The 21,888-nt window shown below is 72.4% G+C and carries 19 protein-coding genes and 1 tRNA gene; 12 read left to right on the top strand and 8 right to left on the bottom strand.

Features of this window, described 5'->3' with window-relative positions; translation table 11 throughout:
* The first annotated feature begins 20 nt into the window (after nt 1-20).
* A complete protein-coding gene (locus EYA84_RS03990; RefSeq protein ID WP_131051633.1) occupies nt 21-1,697 on the top strand; it encodes a S8 family serine peptidase in 1,677 nt (558 codons plus the stop codon).
* Nucleotides 1,698-1,780: 83 nt separating this feature from the next.
* Here the strand turns inward: EYA84_RS03990 and EYA84_RS03985 are convergent, their stop codons facing one another.
* Together EYA84_RS03985 and EYA84_RS03980 are read right to left on the bottom strand one after the other, a co-directional pair.
* A complete protein-coding gene (locus EYA84_RS03985; protein WP_131051632.1) occupies nt 1,781-2,641 on the bottom strand; it encodes a hypothetical protein in 861 nt (286 codons plus the stop codon).
* 116 nt (nt 2,642-2,757) lie between these two features.
* On the bottom strand, nt 2,758-3,438 hold the full coding sequence (locus EYA84_RS03980; RefSeq protein WP_236145580.1) for an IclR family transcriptional regulator: 681 nt from the start codon (nt 3,436-3,438) through the stop codon (nt 2,758-2,760).
* Nucleotides 3,439-3,501: 63 nt separating this feature from the next.
* On the opposite strand from EYA84_RS03980, the gene cysS reads away from it, so the two are divergent.
* Nucleotides 3,502-4,917, top strand: coding sequence for a cysteine--tRNA ligase (cysS, locus tag EYA84_RS03975; RefSeq protein WP_131051631.1), 1,416 nt, complete (start codon nt 3,502-3,504; stop codon nt 4,915-4,917).
* Nucleotides 4,917-6,038 carry a 23S rRNA (guanosine(2251)-2'-O)-methyltransferase RlmB gene (rlmB, locus tag EYA84_RS03970; protein ID WP_131051630.1) on the top strand — a complete coding sequence of 374 codons (1,122 nt, stop codon included), beginning with the start codon at nt 4,917-4,919 and terminating at the stop codon, nt 6,036-6,038. The genes cysS and rlmB overlap by 1 nt, the downstream gene beginning before the upstream one ends.
* 76 nt (nt 6,039-6,114) lie before the next feature.
* Here rlmB and EYA84_RS03965 read toward each other — a convergent pair whose 3' ends face one another.
* Nucleotides 6,115-7,206, bottom strand: coding sequence for an ABC transporter ATP-binding protein (locus EYA84_RS03965; protein WP_131051629.1), 1,092 nt, complete (start codon nt 7,204-7,206; stop codon nt 6,115-6,117).
* A 324-nt stretch (nt 7,207-7,530) separates the two neighbouring features.
* Here EYA84_RS03965 and EYA84_RS03960 point away from each other — a divergent pair.
* Both EYA84_RS03960 and EYA84_RS03955 read left to right on the top strand, forming a co-directional pair.
* Nucleotides 7,531-7,607, top strand: a tRNA-Thr gene (locus EYA84_RS03960).
* Between the two features lie 110 nt (nt 7,608-7,717).
* Nucleotides 7,718-8,554 (top strand): hypothetical protein, encoded by an 837-nt coding sequence (locus EYA84_RS03955; RefSeq protein ID WP_131051628.1) that lies wholly within the window; start codon nt 7,718-7,720, stop codon nt 8,552-8,554.
* A gap of 740 nt (nt 8,555-9,294) precedes the next feature.
* On the opposite strand, the gene EYA84_RS03950 is transcribed toward EYA84_RS03955, so the two are convergent.
* From EYA84_RS03950 to EYA84_RS03930, 5 genes are all read right to left on the bottom strand, one after another.
* Nucleotides 9,295-9,579, bottom strand: a complete 285-nt coding sequence (locus EYA84_RS03950; protein WP_131051627.1) for a putative quinol monooxygenase — start codon at nt 9,577-9,579, stop codon at nt 9,295-9,297.
* Nucleotides 9,580-9,665: 86 nt separating this feature from the next.
* On the bottom strand, nt 9,666-10,424 hold the full coding sequence (locus tag EYA84_RS03945) for a MerR family transcriptional regulator (protein ID WP_131051626.1): 759 nt from the start codon (nt 10,422-10,424) through the stop codon (nt 9,666-9,668).
* A gap of 74 nt (nt 10,425-10,498) precedes the next feature.
* A complete protein-coding gene (locus tag EYA84_RS03940) occupies nt 10,499-12,787 on the bottom strand; it encodes a bifunctional diguanylate cyclase/phosphodiesterase (protein WP_176092806.1) in 2,289 nt (762 codons plus the stop codon).
* A 235-nt stretch (nt 12,788-13,022) separates the two neighbouring features.
* Nucleotides 13,023-14,504: a hypothetical protein gene (locus EYA84_RS03935; protein ID WP_131051625.1), complete on the bottom strand. Its 1,482-nt coding sequence runs from the start codon at nt 14,502-14,504 to the stop codon at nt 13,023-13,025.
* Between the two features lie 43 nt (nt 14,505-14,547).
* Nucleotides 14,548-15,645, bottom strand: coding sequence for a hypothetical protein (locus EYA84_RS03930; protein WP_131051624.1), 1,098 nt, complete (start codon nt 15,643-15,645; stop codon nt 14,548-14,550).
* 312 nt (nt 15,646-15,957) lie between these two features.
* On the opposite strand from EYA84_RS03930, the gene EYA84_RS03925 reads away from it, so the two are divergent.
* The 7 genes from EYA84_RS03925 to EYA84_RS03895 all read left to right on the top strand — a co-directional run.
* Nucleotides 15,958-16,206, top strand: coding sequence for a hypothetical protein (locus EYA84_RS03925; protein WP_131051623.1), 249 nt, complete (start codon nt 15,958-15,960; stop codon nt 16,204-16,206).
* Nucleotides 16,207-16,344: 138 nt separating this feature from the next.
* Nucleotides 16,345-17,844: a hypothetical protein gene (locus EYA84_RS03920; RefSeq protein ID WP_131051622.1), complete on the top strand. Its 1,500-nt coding sequence runs from the start codon at nt 16,345-16,347 to the stop codon at nt 17,842-17,844.
* Nucleotides 17,841-18,884, top strand: coding sequence for an ATP-binding protein (locus EYA84_RS03915; protein ID WP_131051621.1), 1,044 nt, complete (start codon nt 17,841-17,843; stop codon nt 18,882-18,884). The genes EYA84_RS03920 and EYA84_RS03915 overlap by 4 nt, the downstream gene beginning before the upstream one ends.
* On the top strand, nt 18,881-19,357 hold the full coding sequence (locus EYA84_RS03910; RefSeq protein WP_131051620.1) for a hypothetical protein: 477 nt from the start codon (nt 18,881-18,883) through the stop codon (nt 19,355-19,357). Before EYA84_RS03915 ends, EYA84_RS03910 begins: the two co-directional genes overlap by 4 nt.
* A gap of 91 nt (nt 19,358-19,448) precedes the next feature.
* Nucleotides 19,449-20,648 (top strand): CaiB/BaiF CoA-transferase family protein, encoded by a 1,200-nt coding sequence (locus EYA84_RS03905; protein ID WP_131051645.1) that lies wholly within the window; start codon nt 19,449-19,451, stop codon nt 20,646-20,648.
* A gap of 38 nt (nt 20,649-20,686) precedes the next feature.
* Nucleotides 20,687-21,538 carry a cyclase family protein gene (locus EYA84_RS03900; protein WP_131051644.1) on the top strand — a complete coding sequence of 284 codons (852 nt, stop codon included), beginning with the start codon at nt 20,687-20,689 and terminating at the stop codon, nt 21,536-21,538.
* The coding region (locus EYA84_RS03895) for an MmgE/PrpD family protein (protein ID WP_161594903.1) at nt 21,531-21,888 on the top strand (358 nt) is incomplete at its 3' end. The genes EYA84_RS03900 and EYA84_RS03895, both read left to right, overlap by 8 nt.

Raw genomic sequence — 21,888 nt, 5'->3', positions numbered from 1 at the left:
CAAAGAGAGGATTCGATGTGGTGAGCAAGCGCTTCACCGTCGGTGTCGTCGCGACCGCGGCGGCACTGGCACTCACGGTGACGGGTTTGGGCGTGCCGGCCAGCGCCGAGCCGACGACCGTCCGAACGTTCACCGTGGTCGCGGAGGACGGGTTCTCCGCCGACGCGGCCCTCGCCGCGATCCGGTCGGCCGGCGGGACCGTGGTGTCCCGCACCGACGAGGTCGGCGTGTTCCAGGTGACCAGTGACCGGGCCGACTTCGCGACGAAGGCGACGGCCGCCGCTGCTCTGATCGGCGCCGCCGAGCAGAAGGCGATCGGCCGCAAGCCCAAGCTGGACCGGGTCGAGCAGGAACACCTGCTGGCCGTGGCCGCCGCGAAGGGGACCGGTAAGCAGCGGGGCAAGAAGCTGGACCCACTCGACGACAAGCTCTGGGGCCTGGAGATGATCCGGGCCGACAAGGCGCGCAAGATCGAGCCGGGCGACCGTCGGGTGACCGTCGGTGTGTTGGACACCGGCGTCGACGCCGCCCACCCGGACATCGCGCCGAACTTCAACTGGGCCCTGTCGCGCAACTTCGCCCCGGACATCCCCGAGATCGACGGGGAGTGCGAGGTGGCGAGCTGCCTCGACCCGGCCGGCACCGACGACGGCGGGCACGGTACGCACGTCGCCGGCACCATCGGTGCCGCCGCCAACGGCTTCGGCCTCTCCGGCGTCGCCCCGAAGGTCTCCCTGGTCAACCTCAAGGGTGGCCAGGACTCCGGGTACTTCTTCCTGAACCCGGTGGTCAACGCGCTGCTGCACGCCGGCCGGTCGGGCCTGGACGTGGTGAACATGTCGTTCTACGTCGACCCGTGGCTCTATAACTGCACCGCCAACCCGGCCGACTCCCCGGAGGCGCAGGCGGCGCAGCGGGCCACCATCCGCGCCATGAAGCGGGCCCTGACCTATGCCCACAACCGGGGCGTGACCCTGGTCGGCGCGCTCGGCAACAACCACGAGGACCTGGGCGACCCCCGGACCGACGTGTCCAGCCCGAACTACGGTGACGTCGCGCCGTACCCCCGGGAGATCGACAACGACAGCTGCTGGGACCTGCCCGCCGAGGGGCCGCACGTGATCAGCGTGTCCTCGGTCGGCCCGTCCGGCAAGAAGGCCGACTACTCCAACTACGGCACCGAGCAGACGGCGGTGGCCGCACCGGGTGGATGGTTCCGCGACGGGTTCGGCACCGACACGTTCCGCACCGACGCCAACATGATCCTCTCCACCTACCCGAAGAAGGTGCTCCAGGAGGAGGGGACGGTCGACGAGGCCGGCAACGTGGTGCCGGGCGCCGAGACCTTCGTGTTCAAGGAGTGCAAGGCCAACGGGCAGTGCGGCTACTACACGTACCTCCAGGGCACCTCGATGGCCGCTCCGCACGCCTCCGGCGTGGCCGCGCTCATCGTGAGCAGGCACGGCAAGCCGCAGGGCCGGGGCGGCTTCGGCCTGGCTCCGAAGCTGGTCGAGAAGCACCTGCTCCGCACCGCCACCGAGCGGGCCTGCCCCGAACCTCGGTTGCAGACCTACACCGACGAGGGCCGGCCGGCCGAGTTCGACGCGTACTGCGACGGTTCGGTGAACTTCAACGGCTTCTACGGCCACGGCATCATCGACGCGTACGCGGCGGTGACCGCCCCGCTGCGCCGGTGACCGGGTAGGACACCCGCCCTCGACGGGCGAACACACGGCCCGGCCGGGTTGCCCCCGGCCGGGCCGTCCCCCGTTCTGCTCCGTCACCGGCGGTCACCGTCGAGAAGCGCGCTGCCGATCTCGCGAGCGACCCCGGGGAGGTCCTGGTGCAGGCGCCGGCCGGTCACATGTCGCACCAGCCAGCCCGCACCGACCAGTGGATAGAGCCGCTGACCGTCGAACTCCACCGCCACGCGCTGCTCCGGCCAGGCCAGGCCGGGCCGCAGCACCACGCCGCCGGGCAGGGGCACCGGATGGTGGGCGACCGGGCGGGGCAGACCGGCCAACACCAGCCCGACCCGCAGCCGCGACTCGTCGGGGGACTGCGCGGCCGGGTCGGCCAGATCGAACACCCAGCGCGCCCGGCGTCCGCCGGGACGGTCGTCGTTCACGGCCGCCACCTCGTCCAACGCCGCCCGGGTGGTCAGCCCCCGGCCCAGCAGCGCGTCCACGATGCCGACCGAGCGGCTCGGCTCCAACCACACCGCGCTCTCCCAGGCGGCGCGGGCGGTGTCGGTGTGCGGGGGGACGCCCTTGATCGTCAACCCGGCCAGCGACTGCGGGGGCTCGGTGTGCACCTGGAGCCCACGCTGACTGCGCAGCCCGGCCCGGGGTGGCACCAGGACGTGGACGGCCTGGTCGAAGTCGGCGGCGTGCCCGATGCCGTGCAGGTAGGCCGCGGAGGGCCCGGCGACGGCCGCCCCGGCGGGCAGTTGCAGGGCCGCTGCGCGGCAGGCCAGGGTGTGGTCGCGGTCGAGCCGCGCGTCGGCGTAGACGTCGTGCCGCAGTCGGACCCAGGCGGAGTTGCGGAGTTGGTGGGCGGTGAGCAGACCTCGGCGGACGACGTCCGACCCGCGGAAGACCTGCCACGCCAGGGCGTCCGGTGGCTGTGTGCGAACTGGCATGACAGCAGCCTGCGGTCCGGCTCACCGACCGGGCGACCCCTGTGGACAACCGCGACGACGACCGGGACCACCGCCTGTGGACAACGCTCACCGAGTGCGCGTGATGTGGTATGCGGTCAGCTCAGCGCGGTGGCGATCGCGGTGGCGGCGGCGAGCACCTGCGCACCGACCGCCTCGGCATCCAGTGGAGCCAGCGCGACGACCCCCACGCTCGCCTCCAGACCGGGCACCCCGAGCACCGGCGCGGCCACCCCGTACGCGCCGGGTTGCAGCTCACCGGCGGTGCTCACCGGGCCGACGGCGCCGGTCCGCCCGGCGAGGATGGCCTGCCCGGCGGCACCCCGCTCCAGCGGGTGCCGGGCCCCGGTCCGGTACGCGACGTGGAACGACGTCCAACTCGGCTCGACCACCGCCAGCGCCACCCCCTCGCCGCCCTCCACCACGGTCAGGTGGGCGGTGGCCCCGGCCTGCTCGGCCAGGCGACGCAGCGCGGGCAGCGCCCCCTCGGCGAGCAGCGGTTGGGCCCGCCGGGCCAGGTGCAGCACGCCGGCACCGAGGCGGAGTCGACCTGCGGCGTCCCGGCGCAGCATCCCGTGCCCGGCCAGCGGGCCGACCAGACGGTAGACGGCCGCCCGACCGATGCCCAGCCGGGTCGCCGCCTCGGTGACCGTCAGCCCGCCCGACGCCTCCGCGACCAGGTGCAGCAGCCGCAGACCCCGGTCCAGCGTCTGCGACGTCTCGCCACCGGGTACGGCGGGTGACGGCGGATCGATGTCGGGTGTCGCTGCGGAGTCCACGAGCAGCAGCGTACGACCCGGCTCCGGCGGACCCGGAAAACGACGGACGGCTACCCTTGTACGGTGACGCTACGCCTGTATGACACCGCCACCCGATCGGTGCGGGACTTCGTCCCGCGGGAAGCCGGCAAGGTGGGGGTCTACCTGTGTGGTCTCACCCTCCAGGCACCGCCGCACATCGGCCATCTCCGTTCCGGCGTCAACTACGACGTGTTACGGCGTTGGCTGCTGGCCGCCGGTTTCGAGGTCACCTTCGTCCGCAACCTGACCGACATCGACGACAAGATCCTGGTCAAGGCGCAGGAGCAGGCGCAGCCGTTCTGGTCGATCGCGTACGCCAACGAGTTGAAGCTCGGCGAGGCGTACCGGGCGTTGAACGTGCTGCCGCCGACCTACGAACCGCGCGCCACCGGGCACATCCCGGAGATGCACCAGCTCATCGCGGAGTTGATCGACCGGGGGCACGCGTACCCGGCCACCGACGACTCCGGGGACGTCTACTTCGACGTGCGGTCCTGGTCGGCGTACGGCGCGTTGTCCAACCAGTCGCCGGACGACATGCTCTCCGTCTGCGAGGGCCCGGAACGCGGCAAGCGGGACCCGCGTGACTTCGCGCTCTGGAAGGGTGCGAAACCGGACGAGCCGACCGACGCCTACTGGTCGTCGCCGTGGGGACGGGGACGTCCCGGCTGGCACATCGAGTGCTCGGCGATGTGCTGGCGCTACCTCGGCGCCGAGTTCGACATCCACGGCGGCGGGCTGGACCTGATCTTCCCGCACCACGAGAACGAGCTGGCCCAGTCGCAGGCCGCCGACCTGCCGTTCGCCCGGTACTGGGTGCACCACGGCCTGCTCGGCATCGGCGGGACCAAGATGGGCAAGTCGCTGGGCAACACCCTCGACCTCGCCTACGTCGCCTCGCTCGGGGTACGCCCGGTCGAGCTGCGCTACTACTACGTGGCCGCGCACTACCGCTCCCGGATCGACTACTCCGAGGACGCGTTGCGGGAGGCTGCGGTCGCGTACCGGCGGATCGAGGGCTTCGTCCAGCGGGCCGTCGAACGGGTCGGGGTCGGCCAGGTCGGCGAGGTGCCGGCGGCGTTCGCGGCGGCGATGGACGACGACCTCAACACCTCGGCCGCGCTGGCCGTGCTGCACGACGTGCTGCGCGACGGCAACTCCGCGTTGGCGTGCGCGGACGATGTGACCGTCCGCACGACGCTCGCCGACGTCCGGGCCATGCTGGATATCCTCGGCGTCGACCCGCTCGACCCGGCGTGGGCGGGCGGCGCCCGGGCGAGCGACCTCCGTGGTGTGGTGGACTCCCTGGTCGCCCTGGCACTCGAACAGCGCGCACAGGCCCGGGTCCGCAAGGACTGGGCCGCCGCCGACGCGCTGCGGGATCAACTCAAGCGAGCCGGTGTGGTGGTCGAGGACACCCCGCAGGGCCCGCGTTGGACAATTGGAGAACATGACTGATGGCCGGCAATTCGCAACGCCGTGGCCGGCGGATGACGTCGAAGGCGGGGGCCCCGAAGGGCTCCGGCGGCAAGAACCGGGACTCCCTCGCCGGGCGTGGCCGGACCCTGCCGGCCGACGAACGTCCCTGGCACAAGGGTTACTCGGGCACCGAGAAGCTGCCCCAGCGCACCGCCTGGAAGCAGGAGAAGGAGCGTCGGGCGGCGGCCGAGGAGGGGCGCGCCCCCAAGATCGGCCAGCCCGGCAGCAAGGACACCACCTGGGGTCGTGGCGGCGGTCGGGGCACCCCTGCGGCCAAACCGGCCCGGGGTAAGCAGCCCGCCGGGCGTGGCGGCCCCCGGGTCGCGCCGGGCCGCAAGTCGAACCCGGCGAAGGACACGCCGGAGCTGCTGGTCGGGCGCAACCCGGTGCTGGAGGCGCTGCGCGCCCAGGTGCCGGCCACCGCGCTCTACACCGCGCAGGGCATCGACGTCGACGACCGGATGAAGGAGATCGTCCGGACGGCGGCCGACCGGGGCATCGCGATCCTTGAGGTCAGCCGCGCCGAGCTGGACCGGATGACCGGGGGCGTGCTGCACCAGGGCGTCGGCCTCCAGGTGCCGCCGTTCGCGTACCAGCCGTTCGAGGACCTGGTCGCGGCGGCGGTGGAGCAGGCGGCGCCGCTGCTGGTGGCGCTGGACGGCGTCACCGACCCGCGCAACCTCGGCGCGGTGATCCGCTCGGCCGCCGCGTTCGGCGCGCAGGGTGTGTTCGTACCCGAGCGGCGGGCTGCCGGGATCACCGCGACCGCCTGGCGGACCAGTGCCGGCGCGGCGGCCCGGGTGCCGGTGGCGCAGGTCACCAACCTGACCCGTTCGCTGAAGGCGTGCCAGGACGCCGGTTTCCTGGTCGTCGGCCTGGACGCCGACGGTGAGACGGACCTCTACGACCTGGAGGCCGCCGTCGGCCCGCTGGTCGTGGTGGTCGGCTCGGAGGGGCGCGGGCTGTCCCGGTTGGTCGGGCAGACCTGTGACCTGACGGTGAGCATCCCGATGATCTCCGAGGTGGAGTCGCTCAACGCGAGCGTCGCCGCCGCGGTGACGCTCGCCGAGGTGGCGCGTCGCCGCGCCGTCGAGCTCTGACCCCGTCACGAGCCACGAGGAGTACGCGGAAGGGGCGGCCCGCCGATCGGCGGGCCGCCCCTTCGCGGTTGCTACGTCAGATCCGCTTGCCGTTGGTGGCGTGGAAGACGTGGCTGCGGCCGGTACGCGGCTTCACGAAGATCGTGTCGCCCATGTTCGGGCTGTGCTGCCGGTCGGTCCGCACCACGAAGCGCTCGGAGGAGCCGTCCAGGGCGGCGTGCCCGTAGACGTTGGCGTCCGAACCGAGGTCCTCGACCAGCTCGACGACGACCGGCATGCCGCCCTCGGTCGGGCTGACGATGTCGCAGTCCTCCGGGCGGAAGCCCACGGTGACCTTGCCGTCGCCACCCTCGGCGCGGGCCGCCTCGGCCTGCTCGCGGGTCAGCGGGACGAACAGCTCGGCGAACGCCGCGCCCTGCTCGGTGAGCGGCACAGTCTTGATGTTCATCGCGGGCGAGCCCATGAAGCCGGCGACGAAGACGTTGGCCGGGGTGTCGTAGAGCGCACGCGGGGTGTCCACCTGCTGGAGCACACCGTCGAGCATGACCGCCACCCGGTGACCCATGGTCATGGCCTCGACCTGGTCGTGCGTCACGTAGACGGTGGTGACGCCGAGCTTGGCCTGCAGCGAGGCGATCTGGGTACGGGTCTGCACCCGGAGCTTGGCGTCGAGGTTCGACAGCGGCTCGTCCATGAGGAAGACCTGGGGCTCCCGGACGATGGCCCGGCCCATCGCGACCCGCTGGCGCTGACCACCGGAGAGCGCCTTGGGCTTACGGCTGAGGTACTCCTCCAGCTGGAGCAGCGCCGCCGCCTCCTTGACCCGACGGTCGATCTCGGCCTTGGAGGTCTTGCGCAGCTTGAGCGCGAACGCCATGTTCTCGTACACCGTCATGTGCGGGTACAGGGCGTAGTTCTGGAAGACCATCGCGATGTCGCGGGCCTTCGGGGGGAGGTGCGTGACGTCCCGGTCGTCGATGTAGATCGCGCCGTCGTCGACGTCCTCCAGGCCGGCGAGCATGCGCAGGCTGGTGGACTTACCACAACCGGAGGGGCCGACCAGGACGAGGAACTCCCCGTCGCCGATCTGGAGGTCGAGCTGGTTGACCGCGGGGCGTTCGGTGCCCGGGTAGATCCGGGACGCCTTCGCGTACGTGACCGTAGCCATGAGGGGGTGCGCTTCCTTTCACCGGCAGGAACGTGCCGGACGATCCGAGTGAAGGAGCGACCGGCACAGGAGACCCGTACCGGCGCGACGGACGACGTGAGGCGAACCCCGGTGTCGTCCGTGTCACTGCACGGTAAACGGCTTTCGCCGCAATGCCAAGGTTCGGGACGATGCATGGGACTGAGAGCATTCGCATTCCGGTCACTCGGGCACGGTCGGACACGAATCGACGCCTGCGGGTCGGGATGTTGACGTTTCCCGTGCTCGGGACCCCTGCCGAGCGGGAAAAGCAGACGTCGGTCGCTATGCTGACCGGGAAACAACGCCCCTGTAGCTCAGCTGGCCAGAGCACCCGCCTTGTAAGCGGGATGTCGCCGGTTCGATCCCGGCCGGGGGCTCCATCCGTATCGCGCACGGAACACCGGGCGACACCTCGTCGTGGCCGGGCGTTCAGGCGGGCTGGTTACCGTCCGCCTGAACGCCCCCGCCACCACCAGGGACACCCACCGCCGTGCACCACGCGAACCACTACTACGGGCACTCCCACGTGCTGTCCCGCTACTGCGGACTCGACGACCGGGAGCCGCCCCGCGTACCCGGTTACCTGCAACACGGCTGGAACATCGGCGACGGGATGGCTCCCGACCACGAGTTCGTACCCGGGGTGCCGTTGTTCCTCTGGTCCGAGCGGACGCGTCGACGCGCCTGGTCCCTCGGGCACCGGCGGACGTACGTGGTCGGCGCGCCCTTCGCGTACCTGGCCGCCCTGACGCCCGAGGAGCCGTCCCGGCGGGAGGGCACCATCTGGTACCCCTTCCACGGCTGGGAGGGACAGCGGATCCTCGGCGACCACGGCCGGCTGGTCGACGAGATCCGGGCCGTGGAGCCGGGCCCGGTGACGGTCTGCCTCTACTGGCAGGAGCACCGGTCGAAGCGGGTCCGCACGTACTACGAGCGGGCCGGGTTCCGGGTCGTCTGCCACGGCTACCGGGGTGGCCGGTGGACCGACCTCGACCCGGAGTTCCTCGGCCGGCAGCTCACCGAACTGCGCCGGCACCGGCGGGTCGCCTCCAACCGGCTGTGCAGCGCGATCCTCTACGGCGTCCTGGCCGGCTGCGAGCCCGCCGTGTACGGCGACCCGATGGAACTGGCCGGGGAGACTCCCGTCTGGGGCGGCCAGCCACGCATCCGTCGCCAGTGGGCCGACCTGCACGGCTCCCGGGTCGAGGTGACCGTCGCCCGCGAACTGGCCGACGCCGAGCTGGGTGCCGACCGCCTGCTCACCCCCGCCGAGATGCGCCACCTGTTCCGCTGGCCGCACCCTGCCGTCGTACCGGCTCCGGTATGACCTCCGGAAGCCCGCGCCTGCTCGGCGGCGAGATGCTCGCCTGGTCGGACCTCGACGGATCGCGTGGCCCCGGCCCGGTGGGCGGTCCGACGTTGACCGGGCTGCTGACCGCCGTCGGCGGACGCACCCTGGTGGTCGGCCCGCACCACCCCGACCTGCTCGACGCGGTGCCGTCGCCCGACCTGACGATCCTGGTACGCGGGCTGCCGGACGCCGAGACACTGACCACCCGGTACGCCGATCGGCCGGAAGTCCAGGTGTACTGCGGCAGCCCCGAGAAGCTGCCCGCCTCGCCGCAGTACGACACCCTGGTCGCCCTGGACGGCCTGGGTCGGCTCACCTCGGTCGAAGGGTCGGATCTGAGCTGGACGGACCTGTTCGACCTGCTGGTGTCGATGCTGCGCCCCACCGGTCGACTGCTGCTCGGAGCGGAGAACCTCCTCGGGCTGCACCGGCTGCCGTGGCCGCCGCCGGAACGCACCGACTCCGACTGGACCGCGCCGGAGGAGTACGACCACACCCGCCCTGGCGGCCTGCCCCGGCTGCGGGACCGGCTGGCCGCGTCCGGTCTGTGGACCGTCGGCACCTGGGCCACGTTCCCCGGCCCGCGTACGCCGACCGCCCTGCTCGGTACCGACCTGCTGGCCGACACCGACCTGACCGGCTTTCTCCAGGCAGCCCTGAGCGCGACCGATCCGGGGCCTTCCGTGCCGCCGCCCGCCGCCCGACCACCCCCACGCTCAGGGCGACTCGACGGAGTTGATCCGGAACTTGTGCACCTCGGCACCGACGATGGCGACCTGCTGCTCCGGCTCCGGACCGGCACCGCGGAAGTCCAGCAACTGCTCGTCGGACTCCCACCGCTCGTAGACGTTGATCCGCCCCGGCTCGACCACGTCCGGGCTGATCGAGAAGTCGACGCAGCCGGGCGCCGAGCGGGCCGCCCGCACGATCTCGGCGCAGGTGGCAAGGTAGTCGTCCCGCTCGGCCGGATCGACGTAGAGCGTGCCGGCGACGATCAGCAAGGGGGCCTCCGGAAGATCGTGGAGTCGACGATGTCAGTCATACTCCCCCGCTCCGACGGTTTCCGCCCGCCGATCGCCACCCCGGGTCAGGCCCGATTGATCGCGTTCGCGTGGATGGCCTCGGCCAGGTACGCGGTCAGCCCCGGGGCGATCGCCTCGTAGTGGGCGGTGAACCGCTCGTCGGCCAGGTACATGTCGGCCAAGCAGGTGTGCATCTCGTACGAGCACTCGTAGAACGACTGGCTGATCTGGCGGCGGTGCTCCTCGGCCAACTCCCGCGCGTCCGGTCCGTCCGCCGGGGCACCGGACTCCATCAGCGCGACGGTCCGCCGCCCCCAGTCCTCGCTCTCGGCCTTGATCCGCGCCCAGTCTTCCTTCGTGTAGCGCGACACGCGCCGGTTCGACTCCCGGTACGCCTCAGTGCCACCCCAGCGCTGCTCCGCCTCCTCGGCGTGCGCCTCCGGATCGAAGTCCCCGAACACCTCGAACCGTTCCTGCGGGGTCAATCGGATGTCCAACTTACTCGCCTCCATCGCGAACTCGATCGCCGCGACCATCTCCTGCAGGCGCTTGATCCGTACGGTCAGCAGCTCGTGCTGACGCCGCAGGTGCGCCTCCGGGTCGCTCGCCGGGTCGTCGAGGATCGCGGCGATCTCTTCCAACGGGAACCCCAGCTCGCGGTAGTAGCGGATCACCTGCAACCGCTCCAGATCGGCCTCGGAGTAGCTCCGGTAGCCCGCGCCGCTGCGCCCGCTGGGCGACAACAGCCCGATCTCGTCGTAGTGGTGCAACGTCCGGACCGTCACCCCGGCCAGCCGGGCCACCTCGCCCACGCGGTACGCCATGGTTCCCTCCCTTCCTGGGAACCACGCTCCCGCCTGCCGTTACGTGAGGGTCAAGTCCGATTCTGCGACACCGCTCAGACGGGGCGGACCGGACCGGCCAGGACGGTCCGCAACTCGGCCAGCGCCGCCGGGCGGCCGTAGCGGTAACCCTGCCCCTGGACACAACCGATGGCGGCCACCGCGTCGTGCTGCCGCTCGGTCTCCACCCCCTCGGCCACCACGCCGAGGTCGAAGGCGTGGGCCAGCCGGGTGACCATCTCCACGGTCGCGTACGCCCGCGCGTCGTCGGAGATCCGGGACACGAACGAGCGGTCGATCTTCAACTCGGTGGCCGGGATGCGGTGCAGGTAGCTCAGCGAGGAGTACCCGGTGCCGAAGTCGTCGATGGCGATCCGGATGCCGAGTTCGCGCAGTTGCCCCAGCCGGTCGAGCACCGCGTCGCTGCCCTCGATCAGCGCCGACTCGGTCAGCTCCAGGGTCAGCGCCCGGGGCGCCAGGCCCGCCCCGGCGGTGGCCTCGGTGACGGTGGCGATCAGATCCGGGCGGCGCAGGTGCGCGGCGGCGATGTTCACCGCCACCGTCGCGCTGGGCACCCGCCCCTGCCAGGTGGCCGCCGCCCGGCACGCCTCCTTGATGACCCACCTGTCGATCGGCAGGATCAGCCCGGTCTCCTCGGCCAACGGCAGGAACCGGGCCGGACTGAGCATGCCCAGTCTCGGGTGCCGCCAACGCACCAGCGCCTCGGCGCTGCGGACCGCCCCGGTGGCCAGGTCGACGATCGGCTGGAACTCCAGGTGCAGTTGCTCCTCGTCGACGGCCCGCCGCAGGTCGGCGATCAGTTCGGCCCGGCTCACCGCCGACTCCCGCAACGCCGGAGTGCTCCGCCGGTACGCCGACTTGCCCGCTGCCTTGGCCGCGTACATCGCGATGTCGGCGTCGCGCAGCAGGTCGGTGTAGGAGATGTGCTGCGGCCCGTACTCGGCGATGCCGATGCTGGCCGACGGGTGCACCCCGACCAGCTCCTCGCCGGGCGAGGGTTGCAGCGCGGCCAGCAGCCGTTCCGCCAGGCGTTCCGGCTCGGCGGGCGGACTGCCGGTGACCAGTACGGCGAACTCGTCGCCGCCGATCCGGGCGATCATCCCGTCGTCGCCGACCGCGCGCCGCATCCGCCGGGACAGCCCGGTCAGCAGCGTGTCGCCGGTGGTGTGCCCGAACCTGTCGTTGACCTGCTTGAACCCGTCCAGGTCCAACAAGAGCACGGCGACCCGGTTCGTGCCGAGCAGGGCCGCACGCAGCCGGCGGGTGAACGCCAACCGGTTGGGCAGCCCGGTGAGCTGGTCCATGTAGGCGAGCTGCCGCAGCCGGCCGACCAGTCGCAGGTTCTCGTTGGCGGCCAGTCCCTGCCGCAGTGCGAGCGTCGCCAGAAGTGCCAGCAGCGCGATGAAGATCGGTTGCGGGATGTAGCCGTCGGGCTGGCTGGCCCACACCACCGCCACGATCGCCCCACCCACCGGCAGGTACGGCAGCGCCACCCGCCACCAGGGCGGCAACGGCGACTCGGCCGCCTCGTCGGGATCGGCCCGGTAGCGGGGTGGCCCGAGCCGGGTGGCCGCCGCGATCAACAGGTAGCTCAGCGGCCAGAGCACGTCGACCAGTCGACCCGGCTGATAGGTGCCGGCGGCCACCAGCGACACGTACGCGGCGTCGCCCACCCCGCGGACGGTGAGGCTCGCGCCGAGCACCGTCAGCACCGGCCAGACCGGTCGGCTCGGACCGATCACCGCGACCAGGATGGTCAACTGCATCAGGTCGAACATGGGATAGAGCAGACCGGCGGTGCGCAGCGGCTCGTCGAGATCCGCCATCGCGACGTTGCGGAAGATCAGCATCCAGCCGACCGGGATCAGCGCCAGCCCGACGATCACCCCGTCGAGCAGCGTGCGTACCCGGCCCACGGTGGTCCGCGGGGCGGTCACCGAGGACAGCAGGGCCGTGGTGCCGGTGACCAGACCGGCCACGAACAGCAGCCCGACCGGCAGCGTGTGCGGCAGGTCCTCGCCGACCAGCCGCAGCACCGTCCAGAGTGCTCGGCCGGCCATCGCCAGAGCCATGGTCGCCGCCAGCAGCAGCCAGAACCGCCGCACCGGCGGCTGCCGGCGGGCGGCACCCACGCAGGCCGCCCCGGCCAGACCCGCGACGACGAGCGCGCCGAGGTCGCTGACCAGCGCACCGGCGGGCAGTTTCAGCAGCAGCCAGATCGCCTCGACGACCACCACCAGACCGGCGGCGGACAGCCCCGCCCAGCCGACCCGGTCCCGCCCGGGCCACCGCGCGGCAGCCCGCCCGACGTCCTCTCGCGACACAGCGCTCGCTCCGGCCCTCTCTCGTACGTGCACGTGCACCCTCGACGGCGAGGACCGGTCCCGGCAAACCCCGAAAGCCTAGCCACGCGAGCGAGGGCCCCGCCAGAGCCGCCCGGACGCCAGTCGGCAACCCGACGGCCCATCCGTCCATCCACGAACATCTTCACGTACACCGGGGGCGGCATGTAAGGAAGGGACCCTTTCTAACGCCTGGTGTATAGGAAGGGTCCCTTCCTTACATCTCGGCGGGTGGGTCGGACGTGGGCGGACCGCCGTGGGTCCACGGGGTCTCCGCCACGGTCGGGAACGTCCCGCTGGGCACGAACGCCTCGCTGAGCGTGGTGTAGCAGAGCCGCTGCCCCACCTCGGGCACGCTGCCGGGGCTCGCGGTCAGCCCGCGCCCCATCCCGCCGGAGAGCTCCAGCACCACCTCGGTCTTGCCGTCGGCGGTCGGGGTCACGAAGACCACCCGGGCCTTCTGCGCCGGTCGGGCCGGGTTGAACAAGATCGCGCCGACCGGCACCAGCACCGGTTCGGTGGTCACCAGTTGGATGCGCGGACGCAGCACCGGTCGGCGTCCGGTGTCGTCCACCCGTGCCGGGTCGGCCAGCACCACCTCACCGACGAACGCCTCACCGGTCAGCCGGTACTCCGCCATCACCAGCGGGTCGTCGTAGGCGCGCTGCACGGCGTAGCTCGCGGCGGCCCGCTCCAGACGGTGCAGCCGGGTGGCGGCCGCCACCGCGCCGTCGCGGCTGGGCTGCGGCACGCCACCCTCGTCGACGTGCGTGGCGTGCGCGGTGAAGGCGTCCCGGTCGCCGGTCCACCGGCCCGCCACCCGGGCGCCGGGCGGCAGCGCGCGCAGCAACCCCAGGCCGCGCCACATCAGGTCCCAGGTGGGCGCCAGCTGGTCACGCAGCAGCCTCTCCAGCTCCGCGTACGCCTCGGCGCGAGCCGCCTCGTCCGCGTCGGCCCCGGCGTACGCCTCGATCGCCGGGGCGAGCCGCCGGTTGTCGAAGTCGGGATCGGTGGCCGGTCCGGCGGGCGGGCACACGGTCGGGTCCTCGGCCCGCGCCGCCGCCTCGGCACCGGTCAGCCCGGACGGCGGGGCGATCCAGCCGAGCAGCGCCGGCAGGTGCAGGTCCTCCACCGCGCTCTGCCCGGTCGCCCAGTGCATGCTCAGGGCCTGGGTCAATGCCAGCAGCGTCGACGAGCCCGGATGTTCCGCGCGTTCGGCCAGGAAGGTCAGCCAGCGGCCGAGCAGCGGCACCGACGGGGGCACCGGGTAGTCGCCGTCGATGCGACGGAACCGGGTGGCACGGCCCAGCAGCCGCAGGAACGTGACGCCCGCCGGGTTCGGCACCACCAGTTGCGGGGCGTCGAGGTACCGCTGACGGACGTCCTTGCCCCGGTCGACCGCCACCGTCTCGGAGCCGAGCCGATGCGTGTCGATGTAGGGCAGCAGGATGTCGGCGAGCGCGGCGGCGAACCCGGACCGCTGGTCCCGGTTACGCGGCTGCGGCACGACGAGCAGGTGGCCCCGGCCCGGCGCGGTGCCGACCATCGCCGCCAGCGGGGCGTTCGCCTCACCCGCCATGGCCAGCGGCACCAGCACCAACGGCCGGGCCGACAGGTGTACGTGCCGGACGGTCGCCACCGGCTGGGCTATCCCGGCGGCCACCGCCTGCGCCGCCGCGAGCGCGCGCAGCGTACTCATGCCGGTGCTCTGCCGGGCGTGGTCGGGCCGCCCGCCGGACGCCTCACGCCGACCCGGCCAGGGCGTCGGCGCGCAGGCGGGCGGCGGTCCGCAGCAGCGCGGCGGCCTGCTCCTGCTCCGGATCGGCGGCGGGTTCACCACCGGCGAGCGCCAGCACCCGGTCGACGTCCTCGATGCCGCCGAGCGCCTCCCGCACCGGGCGGCCCAGCGCACCGGTGTTCCCGCCCGCCTCGTGCCGGCAGAAGTACGCCAGCTCGCAGGTCGCCAGGCAGTCGGGGGCGTAGCGGGCCGGCACCGTGCCCAGCGAGGCGAGCAGCGCCGACGGGTCGGCACCCGGGTCGGCGGTGAAGTCGACCGGCACGTCGTCGAGCAGCGTGTCCAGCCGGTCCATCCGGCCCAGTTGCCGGCGTACCACCAGCAGTTGTTTGCGCACGTCGAGCAGGTGCGCCACCGGCTGGTTGGTGAAGTCGCGCGGACAGACCAGCACCACCTCGTGCGACACCGACTCCGGCGGTCGGCCGGCGGCGACGAGCAGGTCCCGCAGGGCCAACACGTACACCGCCGACTGGATCGCGGCGGCGGCCAGCTTTGCCGGGTCGGCCTGACCGTCGATCACCGGGAAGGACTTGACCTCGACCACGTGGAACCGGCCGCCGAGCCGGGCGGCCACCAGGTCCGGCTCCAGGTGCACCCGCTGCCCGGCGACGTCCAGGGCGAGCATCGGGTGGTCGAACAACGCGGCCGAGTCGTCGGGGCCGTCCGGCGCGGTGGTCAGGAGCGCGGCCGAGCGGCGCTGGCGGGCCGCCATGTCGTCGCCGACGCCGAGCGCCGTCCACCGCGCCGAGGCCGGCACCGGTACGCCCAGCCGCTCGGCGACCAGCCGCAGCAACTCGGCACCGTCGTCGGCCTTCACCTGCGCCTCGAACGCGTTGCCCCGGGTGATGGCGAACCGGGACTGCCCGAACCGGGCGGGAAAACCGATCCGCTCGGCCAGCAGTGGCTTGTCCACCCCGGCACCGTCCAGCACCGCCCGGCGGGTGCAGCCCGGGTTGCCGGTCAGCGCGGCGATCGTCCGGGCGTTGTGCCGACGCGGGGAGATTCCGCCCCGGATCGCGGCCAGTCGCTGCTCGCTGCTCGTCACGACAGGCCACGATAGCCGCGCGGACCCACCGACCCGGCCGACCCGCCACGACCACACGGGACCATCGCGCTACGTGGTGTTTGCGACACTGTGTGCGGCATCGAGGTGTCACGATCCGAGGAGCCCCACGTCGTGTTCTCCGATCTGTACGCAACTTCCGCGCAGGTACTTCCGGTATTGATGCTCGCCTTGCTCTGGGAGTCCCGATTCCTGGAGCGAATTCAGACGCAACCGCGACGGCCACGGAGTGAGGACCCGGTGCACGGCGTACGGTTCTGGACCAGACGCCGAGTCGGTCTCTACGCCGGTTTCGTGGCGACCACGAGTGTGCTCGGCACCGCCCTCGCAGTCCTGGTGCTGGCCGGCGCACTGCCGGACGTCCCGGCGCTGCGGATGCTCGTCTGCGGGTGCATCCTGTTGGCACTGGCCACCTTACTGACCCGTACGCTGATCGACATCGCGCAGGCCACCGCCCCGACGGCGCATCCGTCGGCGGCCGTCCCGGAACCCCGTCCAGCGCGCGATGTCGGAAAGGAGACAGCCGAGCAGTCGCGGGGATAAGGTCCACTTCGGACATCGGTGATCTATCGCCTGCATTATCGGCTCCACGCCGAAAACAAAGGACAACTCGGCCCTTGCCTCGGCCGGTAACCTGGCCTTTACAGAACCGTCGGAAACGTTCGACAGACCGGATGGTCCATGACCCATCTTCCACTGCCGGGCGATAATCAGCGCCGCCGCATCGAGAGGGAGCTGGTCGACATGCTCGCCGCGATGCCGCTGATGGGGCATGCGGACAGTCGCCGGCAAATGGTGCAGCGTCTGCGCCGGGAACTGCACCACGGCGACCGGCTCGACGACGTGGCCAATCCTCGGGGCCAGAGCCTGGAGATCGCGAACGCCTGCCTCGGCGAGCCGCCCGAGGTGGACACGCTGGTCGAGCTGGTGCGGTTGTTCGATCCCGCCGCCGACGAGCTGCCCGACCTGGAACGGCTGCGCTACGAGGCGGACGCGATCGGCGTCCTTGCCGACAGCGACTGGGCCGAGCTGCGGACCGCTCTGCTGGCCGTCCGGCTGGCTCCGCTGACGCGGCTGTTGCAGCGCGCCAGCGAGCACAAGCTCGCCAGCCTGCCCCCGTGGTGCGCCAACGCGTGGGACGTCTTCGTCTATCTCACCGGGCAGAACGCCCCGCCGCGCGGACTGCCGCCGGGCATGCTGTTCCTCGCCCTGCTCGAGAACGAGGTGGACTCCGGGACCGCGACGCTGATCCGTCGGCGCAACCGGCAGGAGGCCACCTCACTCGGCCTCACCGAGGAGCTGGACCGACGCCGGGTCCTGGTCAACGCCGGGGGCGAGGCGACGACGCGGTACGCGTACCTGGTCATCCAGATCGAGAACGACCTGGAGCCGGGCAGCGAGCGGTACACGGTGTCGCACTACCGGCAGTGGCACGGCGGCGGCGAGTGGAACTCGAAGCTGCGCGGACGCATCCCCGAGGTCGGCTACGACGACCTGGAGTCCACCGTGGAGCAGATCGTCCACCAGATGGAGGTCGAGTGGGCGGACCGCCCGGCCGAGGTGGCGGTGGAGCTGGTGCTCCCCATCGAGCTGCTCAACGAGGACGTGCCCTGGTGGCGCAAGGAGCGCGCCAGTCAGTACCTCGACCAGAAGGTGCTGGCGATGGACTACCCGGTCGTGGTGCGCAGCCTGGACCGGTTGCGCACCACCTCCTGGCGTCGGGCGTGGCTGCTGCGCTGGGACCGGCTCCAGGCCGAGCCGTGGAACAGCGGGCTCTATCGCAGCGCGCCGGACGGCCCCGGCTACCTGACCCGGATGGAGGCGGACCTGAACTCCGACCAGAGCCTGGCCACGGTGGTGCTCAGCGCACCGCCCACGACCGATGCCGAGGCGACCGTCAAGGAGATCATGACCGCGCTCCGGGCCGGCCTGCCGGTGGTCGTCTGGCACCGCACCGCGCCCACCGACACGGACTTCTGGGACGAGATCCGGTCGATGACCGCCCGCGCCGGTGTGGTGCGCCTGCCGGAGCTTGCCAAACGGTCCCGCCTGTCGGCGTTACAGGCCCCGCCGCCCGAGCAGGAGCGGCACCACGGCCGGCACCTCGTCGTCCTCTGGGACGACCCGTACCGCACACCGGAACTGGACACGCACCACGGCACCCCGGAGGTGACCGGATGACGGACCCGACCAGGGCGCCGATCGGCTGGCGCATCTACACCGGCCTCGGACACGCCGTCGACGCCGCCGAACGCGACCGACGGTGGCCGGCACCGCCGCGCTGGCGGGCCTTCGACGGCGGTCCGGACGAGCCACCACCGCCCCAGGAGGACCCGGAGCTGGGCCGCCGGCTGGGCGAGCCGATCGTCTCGCACCCGGCAGACGAGTACGAGGTCGACGTGGTCAACGCCGCGCTGCACCTGCGGCGGCCCCTGCTGGTGACCGGGCGCCCGGGGACCGGTCGGTCCAGCCTGGCCTATCGGATCGCCCGGGAGCTGCGGCTCGGCCGGGTGCTGCGCTGGCCGGTGACCACCCAGGTGAGCCTGCGCCACGGGTTGTACGACTACGACGCCGTCGGGTTGGTCCAGGCCACCGGCCGGGCCGCGGCACAGGGCCCGGACGCTCCGCCGCCCCAGGTCGGCGACTACGTCCGCCTCGGACCGCTCGGGACCGCGCTGCTGCCGTACGGGCTGCCCCGGGTGTTGCTCATCGACGAGCTGGACCAGAGTGACATCGACCTGCCGCAGCAGTTGCGCAGTGTCTTCGAGGACGGTGGGTTCGAGATCCCGGAGCTGGTCCGGGTCGCCGGTCGCACGCCGGAGGCGACGGTGCACACCGCCGACCCGGGGCGGACCGCCACCGTACGCGGCGGACGGGTGGCCTGCCACGAGTTCCCGCTGGTGGTGATGACGTGCAGCGAGGACCGCGACTTCCCGGCGGCGTTCCTGCGGCACTGCCTGCGCCTGCGCCTGCCCGAGGCGGGCGAGGCGGGGCTCGCCTCGATGGTCGCCGCGCACTTCCCGGACGGCGCGGAGGGATCCACCGAACTCATCCAGGAGTACCTCTCCCGGCGTGGCGAGTGGGATCCCCCGGCGGTGGACCAACTGCTCGACGCCGTCCACCTGCGCACCTCCGGCGCCTTCACCCCACAGGACCGGGGTGAGTGGCGGCGGCTGATCGAGGCACTGTGGCGTCGGCTGCCGCCGGACGGCACCGAGTGACCGGTTCCGGCGGTGGGCTCACCCGCGCCGAACTGGCCGACTCGATCTGGCTGGCCGCCCGCCTCGGGCCCGGCGCCGGGCTCGCCGGACCACCCGACACCACGCTCACCGCCGACCCGTCCCGCCCGGACGGCGGCCCGCCGCTGTCGGAGGTCCTGCACCCGTTCCGGCAGTTGGTGCCCGGGCGCGAACGCTACGAGTTCGACGAGGACGCCACCGCCGAACACCTCGCGGCGGGAGTGGCCTGGCCGGTCCTGCGGCGCACGCCCCGCGCCGGCTGGGACGCCGTGGTGGTCGTCGACGACCACCTGTCGATGGCCGTCTGGTCCGGCCGGATCCGCAGCTTCGTCAAACTGCTGCGCCGGCACGTCGCCTTCCACGACGTACGCGTCTGCCGGCTGGTCACCGACACCACGGACCCGGCCGGGGTGGTGCTGCGCGGCCGACGGGCGCTGCGCGCCGCCGGGGGGTGAGGGGCGTGCGTTGACCCCACACCTGACAACAAACTATTCTGCTGAGCGAAACACCGTTCGCTTGATGCGAACGATAGGAATGGGGGCTCCCGTGCACGACGGACCGCTGACCGGCCTGCGCGTCATCGACGCCTCGACGATCCTGGCCGGACCGCTGTGCTGCCAGATCCTCGGCGACTACGGCGCCGACGTCATCAAGGTCGAACACCCCGTCGCCGGCGACAGCATGCGCGGACACGGCCACGCCAAGGACGGCGTACCGCTGTGGTGGAAGGAGATCTCCCGCAACAAGCGCACGCTCGGGCTCAAGCTGTCCACCCCGGAGGGCGCCGACCTGCTGCGCCGCCTCGCCGCCACCGCCGACGTGCTGGTGGAGAACTTCCGACCCGGCACCCTGGAACGGTGGGGGATCGGCCCCGACACGCTCCTGGAGATCAACCCGGCGCTGGTCGTCGTCCGCATCTCCGGCTTCGGCCAACGCGGCCCCTACGCGCACCGGCCCGGCTTCGGCACCCTCGCCGAGGCGATGAGCGGCTTCGCCCACCTCACCGGCGACGAGAACGGCCCACCCACCCTGCCCGCGTTCGGCCTGGCCGACAGCATCTGCGGCATCGCCGCCTCCTCCGCCACCATGGTCGCGCTCTGGGCCCGCCAACAGAACGGCGGCAAAGGCCAGGTCGTCGACCTCAGCCTGCTCGAACCGATCATGATGGCCGTCGGTCCCGGACCCACCGTCTACGATCAGCTCGGCATCATCGGCCACCGGCACGGCAACCGCTCCACCAACAACTCGCCCCGCAACACCTACCGCACCCGCGACGGCTCCTGGGTGGCGATCTCCACCAGCGCCCAGTCCATCGCCGAACGGGTGCTGCGCCTCGTCGGACACCCCGAGGTCATCGACGAACCGTGGTTCGCCTCCGGACGCCAACGCGCCGAACACGCCGACCTGCTCGACTCCTACGTCGGCGGCTGGATCGCCGAGCGCACCCGCGACGAGGTCATGCGGGCCTTCGACGAGGCCGGCGCCGCCGTCGCGCCCGTCTACGACGCCCGCGACATCGTCACCGACGACCACGTCCGCGCCGCCGAGATGGTCGTCGACGTCCCCGACCCCGACTTCGGTCAGGTCCTGATGCACAACGTCCTGTGGCGGATGTCCGAGACCCCCGGCCGGATCCGCTTCACCGGCCGGGCCCTCGGCGCCGACACCGACGATCTCCTCGTCAACGAACTCGGCTGCACCCCCGACACCGTCGCCGACCTGCGCGACCGGGAGATCGTGGCCTGACGGCCACCACCACGAAGGTAAGGATTGCCGTGACCACCATGAGCACCACCACCAACCCGGCGAGCGGAACCCAGGCGCTGCTGGCCGCCGTCGCCGCCGGCACCCGGGTGTACGACCTGGGCCGTCGCCTGAGCATCGGCATGCCCCAGTCGCCCAACCACCCGCCGTTCTGGCACGCCCTGCCACGTCGGCACGGCGACGCGGTCCGCGTCGACGGCGGCTCCGCCGCCAACGACATCATCACCATGGGCACCCACGTCGGCACCCACATCGACGCCTTCTCGCACGTCTCCCAGGACGGCCGGCTGTTCGACGGCTCCGACGCCGCCGCCGCCGGACGCGGCGGACGCTTCGCCGACCTGGGCGCACACACCATCGCCCCGATGGTGCGCCGTGGAGTGCTGCTCGACGTGCCGACCGCGCTGGGCACCCCGCAGGGCTGCGCCGCCGGCTACGAGATCACCCCGCAGGACCTGACCCGCACCGCCGAGCAGCAGGGCACCCCGCTGCGCCCCGGCGACGTGGCACTGATCCGCAGCGGCTGGGGCCGACTGTTCAGCGACGACGACCGCACCCGCTTCGTCGGCCACGACAGCGGCGTACCCGGCGTCGGCGAGGCCGGCGCCACCTGGCTGGCCGACCAGGGCATCCACGCCGCCGGCGCGGACACCATCGCCTTCGAGTGCCTGCGCCCCGGCGCCGGCCACAGCGTCCTGCCCGCGCACCGGGTGCTGCTGGTCGAACGCGGCGTCTACATCATCGAGACCATGGCGCTGGAGGAACTGGCCGCCGCCGGAGTGCACGAGTTCCTGTTCGTACTCTCGCCACTGGCCATCTTCGGCGCCACCGGCTCGCCCGTACGCCCGCTGGCGGTGGTCGTCGATGCCTGACCAGACCCTCGCCCGGCAACTCGCCGCGTTCGCCGCCCACGCCCGCACCACGCCCCTGCCCGCACCGGTCGTCACCAGCGTGCGCCAGCGGGTCCTGGACATCCTCGGCCTGTGCGTCGCCGCGCACCGGCTCCCCACCAGCCACGCCGCCCTCGACCACGTCGCCGAACAGGGGGGACGCCCCCAGGCGTACGTCGTCGGCCTACCCGAGGCGGTACCCGCCGCGCAGGCCGCGTTCGGCAACGGCGTCCTGGCCCACTCGCTGGACTACGACGACACCCACCTACCCTCGGTGCTGCACCCCAGCGCCGCCGTGGTGCCGGCCGCCCTGGCCGCCGCGCAGGCCCTGT

It is taken from the genome of Verrucosispora sp. SN26_14.1 (assembly GCF_004307965.1).
Classification (GTDB): Bacteria; Actinomycetota; Actinomycetes; order Mycobacteriales; family Micromonosporaceae; genus Micromonospora.
This window is presented reverse-complemented; position numbering and strand designations above follow the sequence as displayed.

What these genes read in the sequence shown, in the direction of transcription:
- EYA84_RS03985 (WP_131051632.1), bottom strand. Translation starts at nt 2,641, where the DNA reads ATGCCAGTTCGCACACAGCCACCGGACGCCCTGGCGTGGCAGGTCTTC.
- rlmB (WP_131051630.1), top strand. Translation starts at nt 4,917, where the DNA reads ATGGCCGGCAATTCGCAACGCCGTGGCCGGCGGATGACGTCGAAGGCG.
- EYA84_RS03965 (WP_131051629.1), bottom strand. Translation starts at nt 7,206, where the DNA reads ATGGCTACGGTCACGTACGCGAAGGCGTCCCGGATCTACCCGGGCACC.
- EYA84_RS03945 (WP_131051626.1), bottom strand. Translation starts at nt 10,424, where the DNA reads ATGGCGTACCGCGTGGGCGAGGTGGCCCGGCTGGCCGGGGTGACGGTC.
- EYA84_RS03935 (WP_131051625.1), bottom strand. Translation starts at nt 14,504, where the DNA reads ATGAGTACGCTGCGCGCGCTCGCGGCGGCGCAGGCGGTGGCCGCCGGG.
- EYA84_RS03920 (WP_131051622.1), top strand. Translation starts at nt 16,345, where the DNA reads ATGACCCATCTTCCACTGCCGGGCGATAATCAGCGCCGCCGCATCGAG.
- EYA84_RS03915 (WP_131051621.1), top strand. Translation starts at nt 17,841, where the DNA reads ATGACGGACCCGACCAGGGCGCCGATCGGCTGGCGCATCTACACCGGC.
- EYA84_RS03900 (WP_131051644.1), top strand. Translation starts at nt 20,687, where the DNA reads ATGAGCACCACCACCAACCCGGCGAGCGGAACCCAGGCGCTGCTGGCC.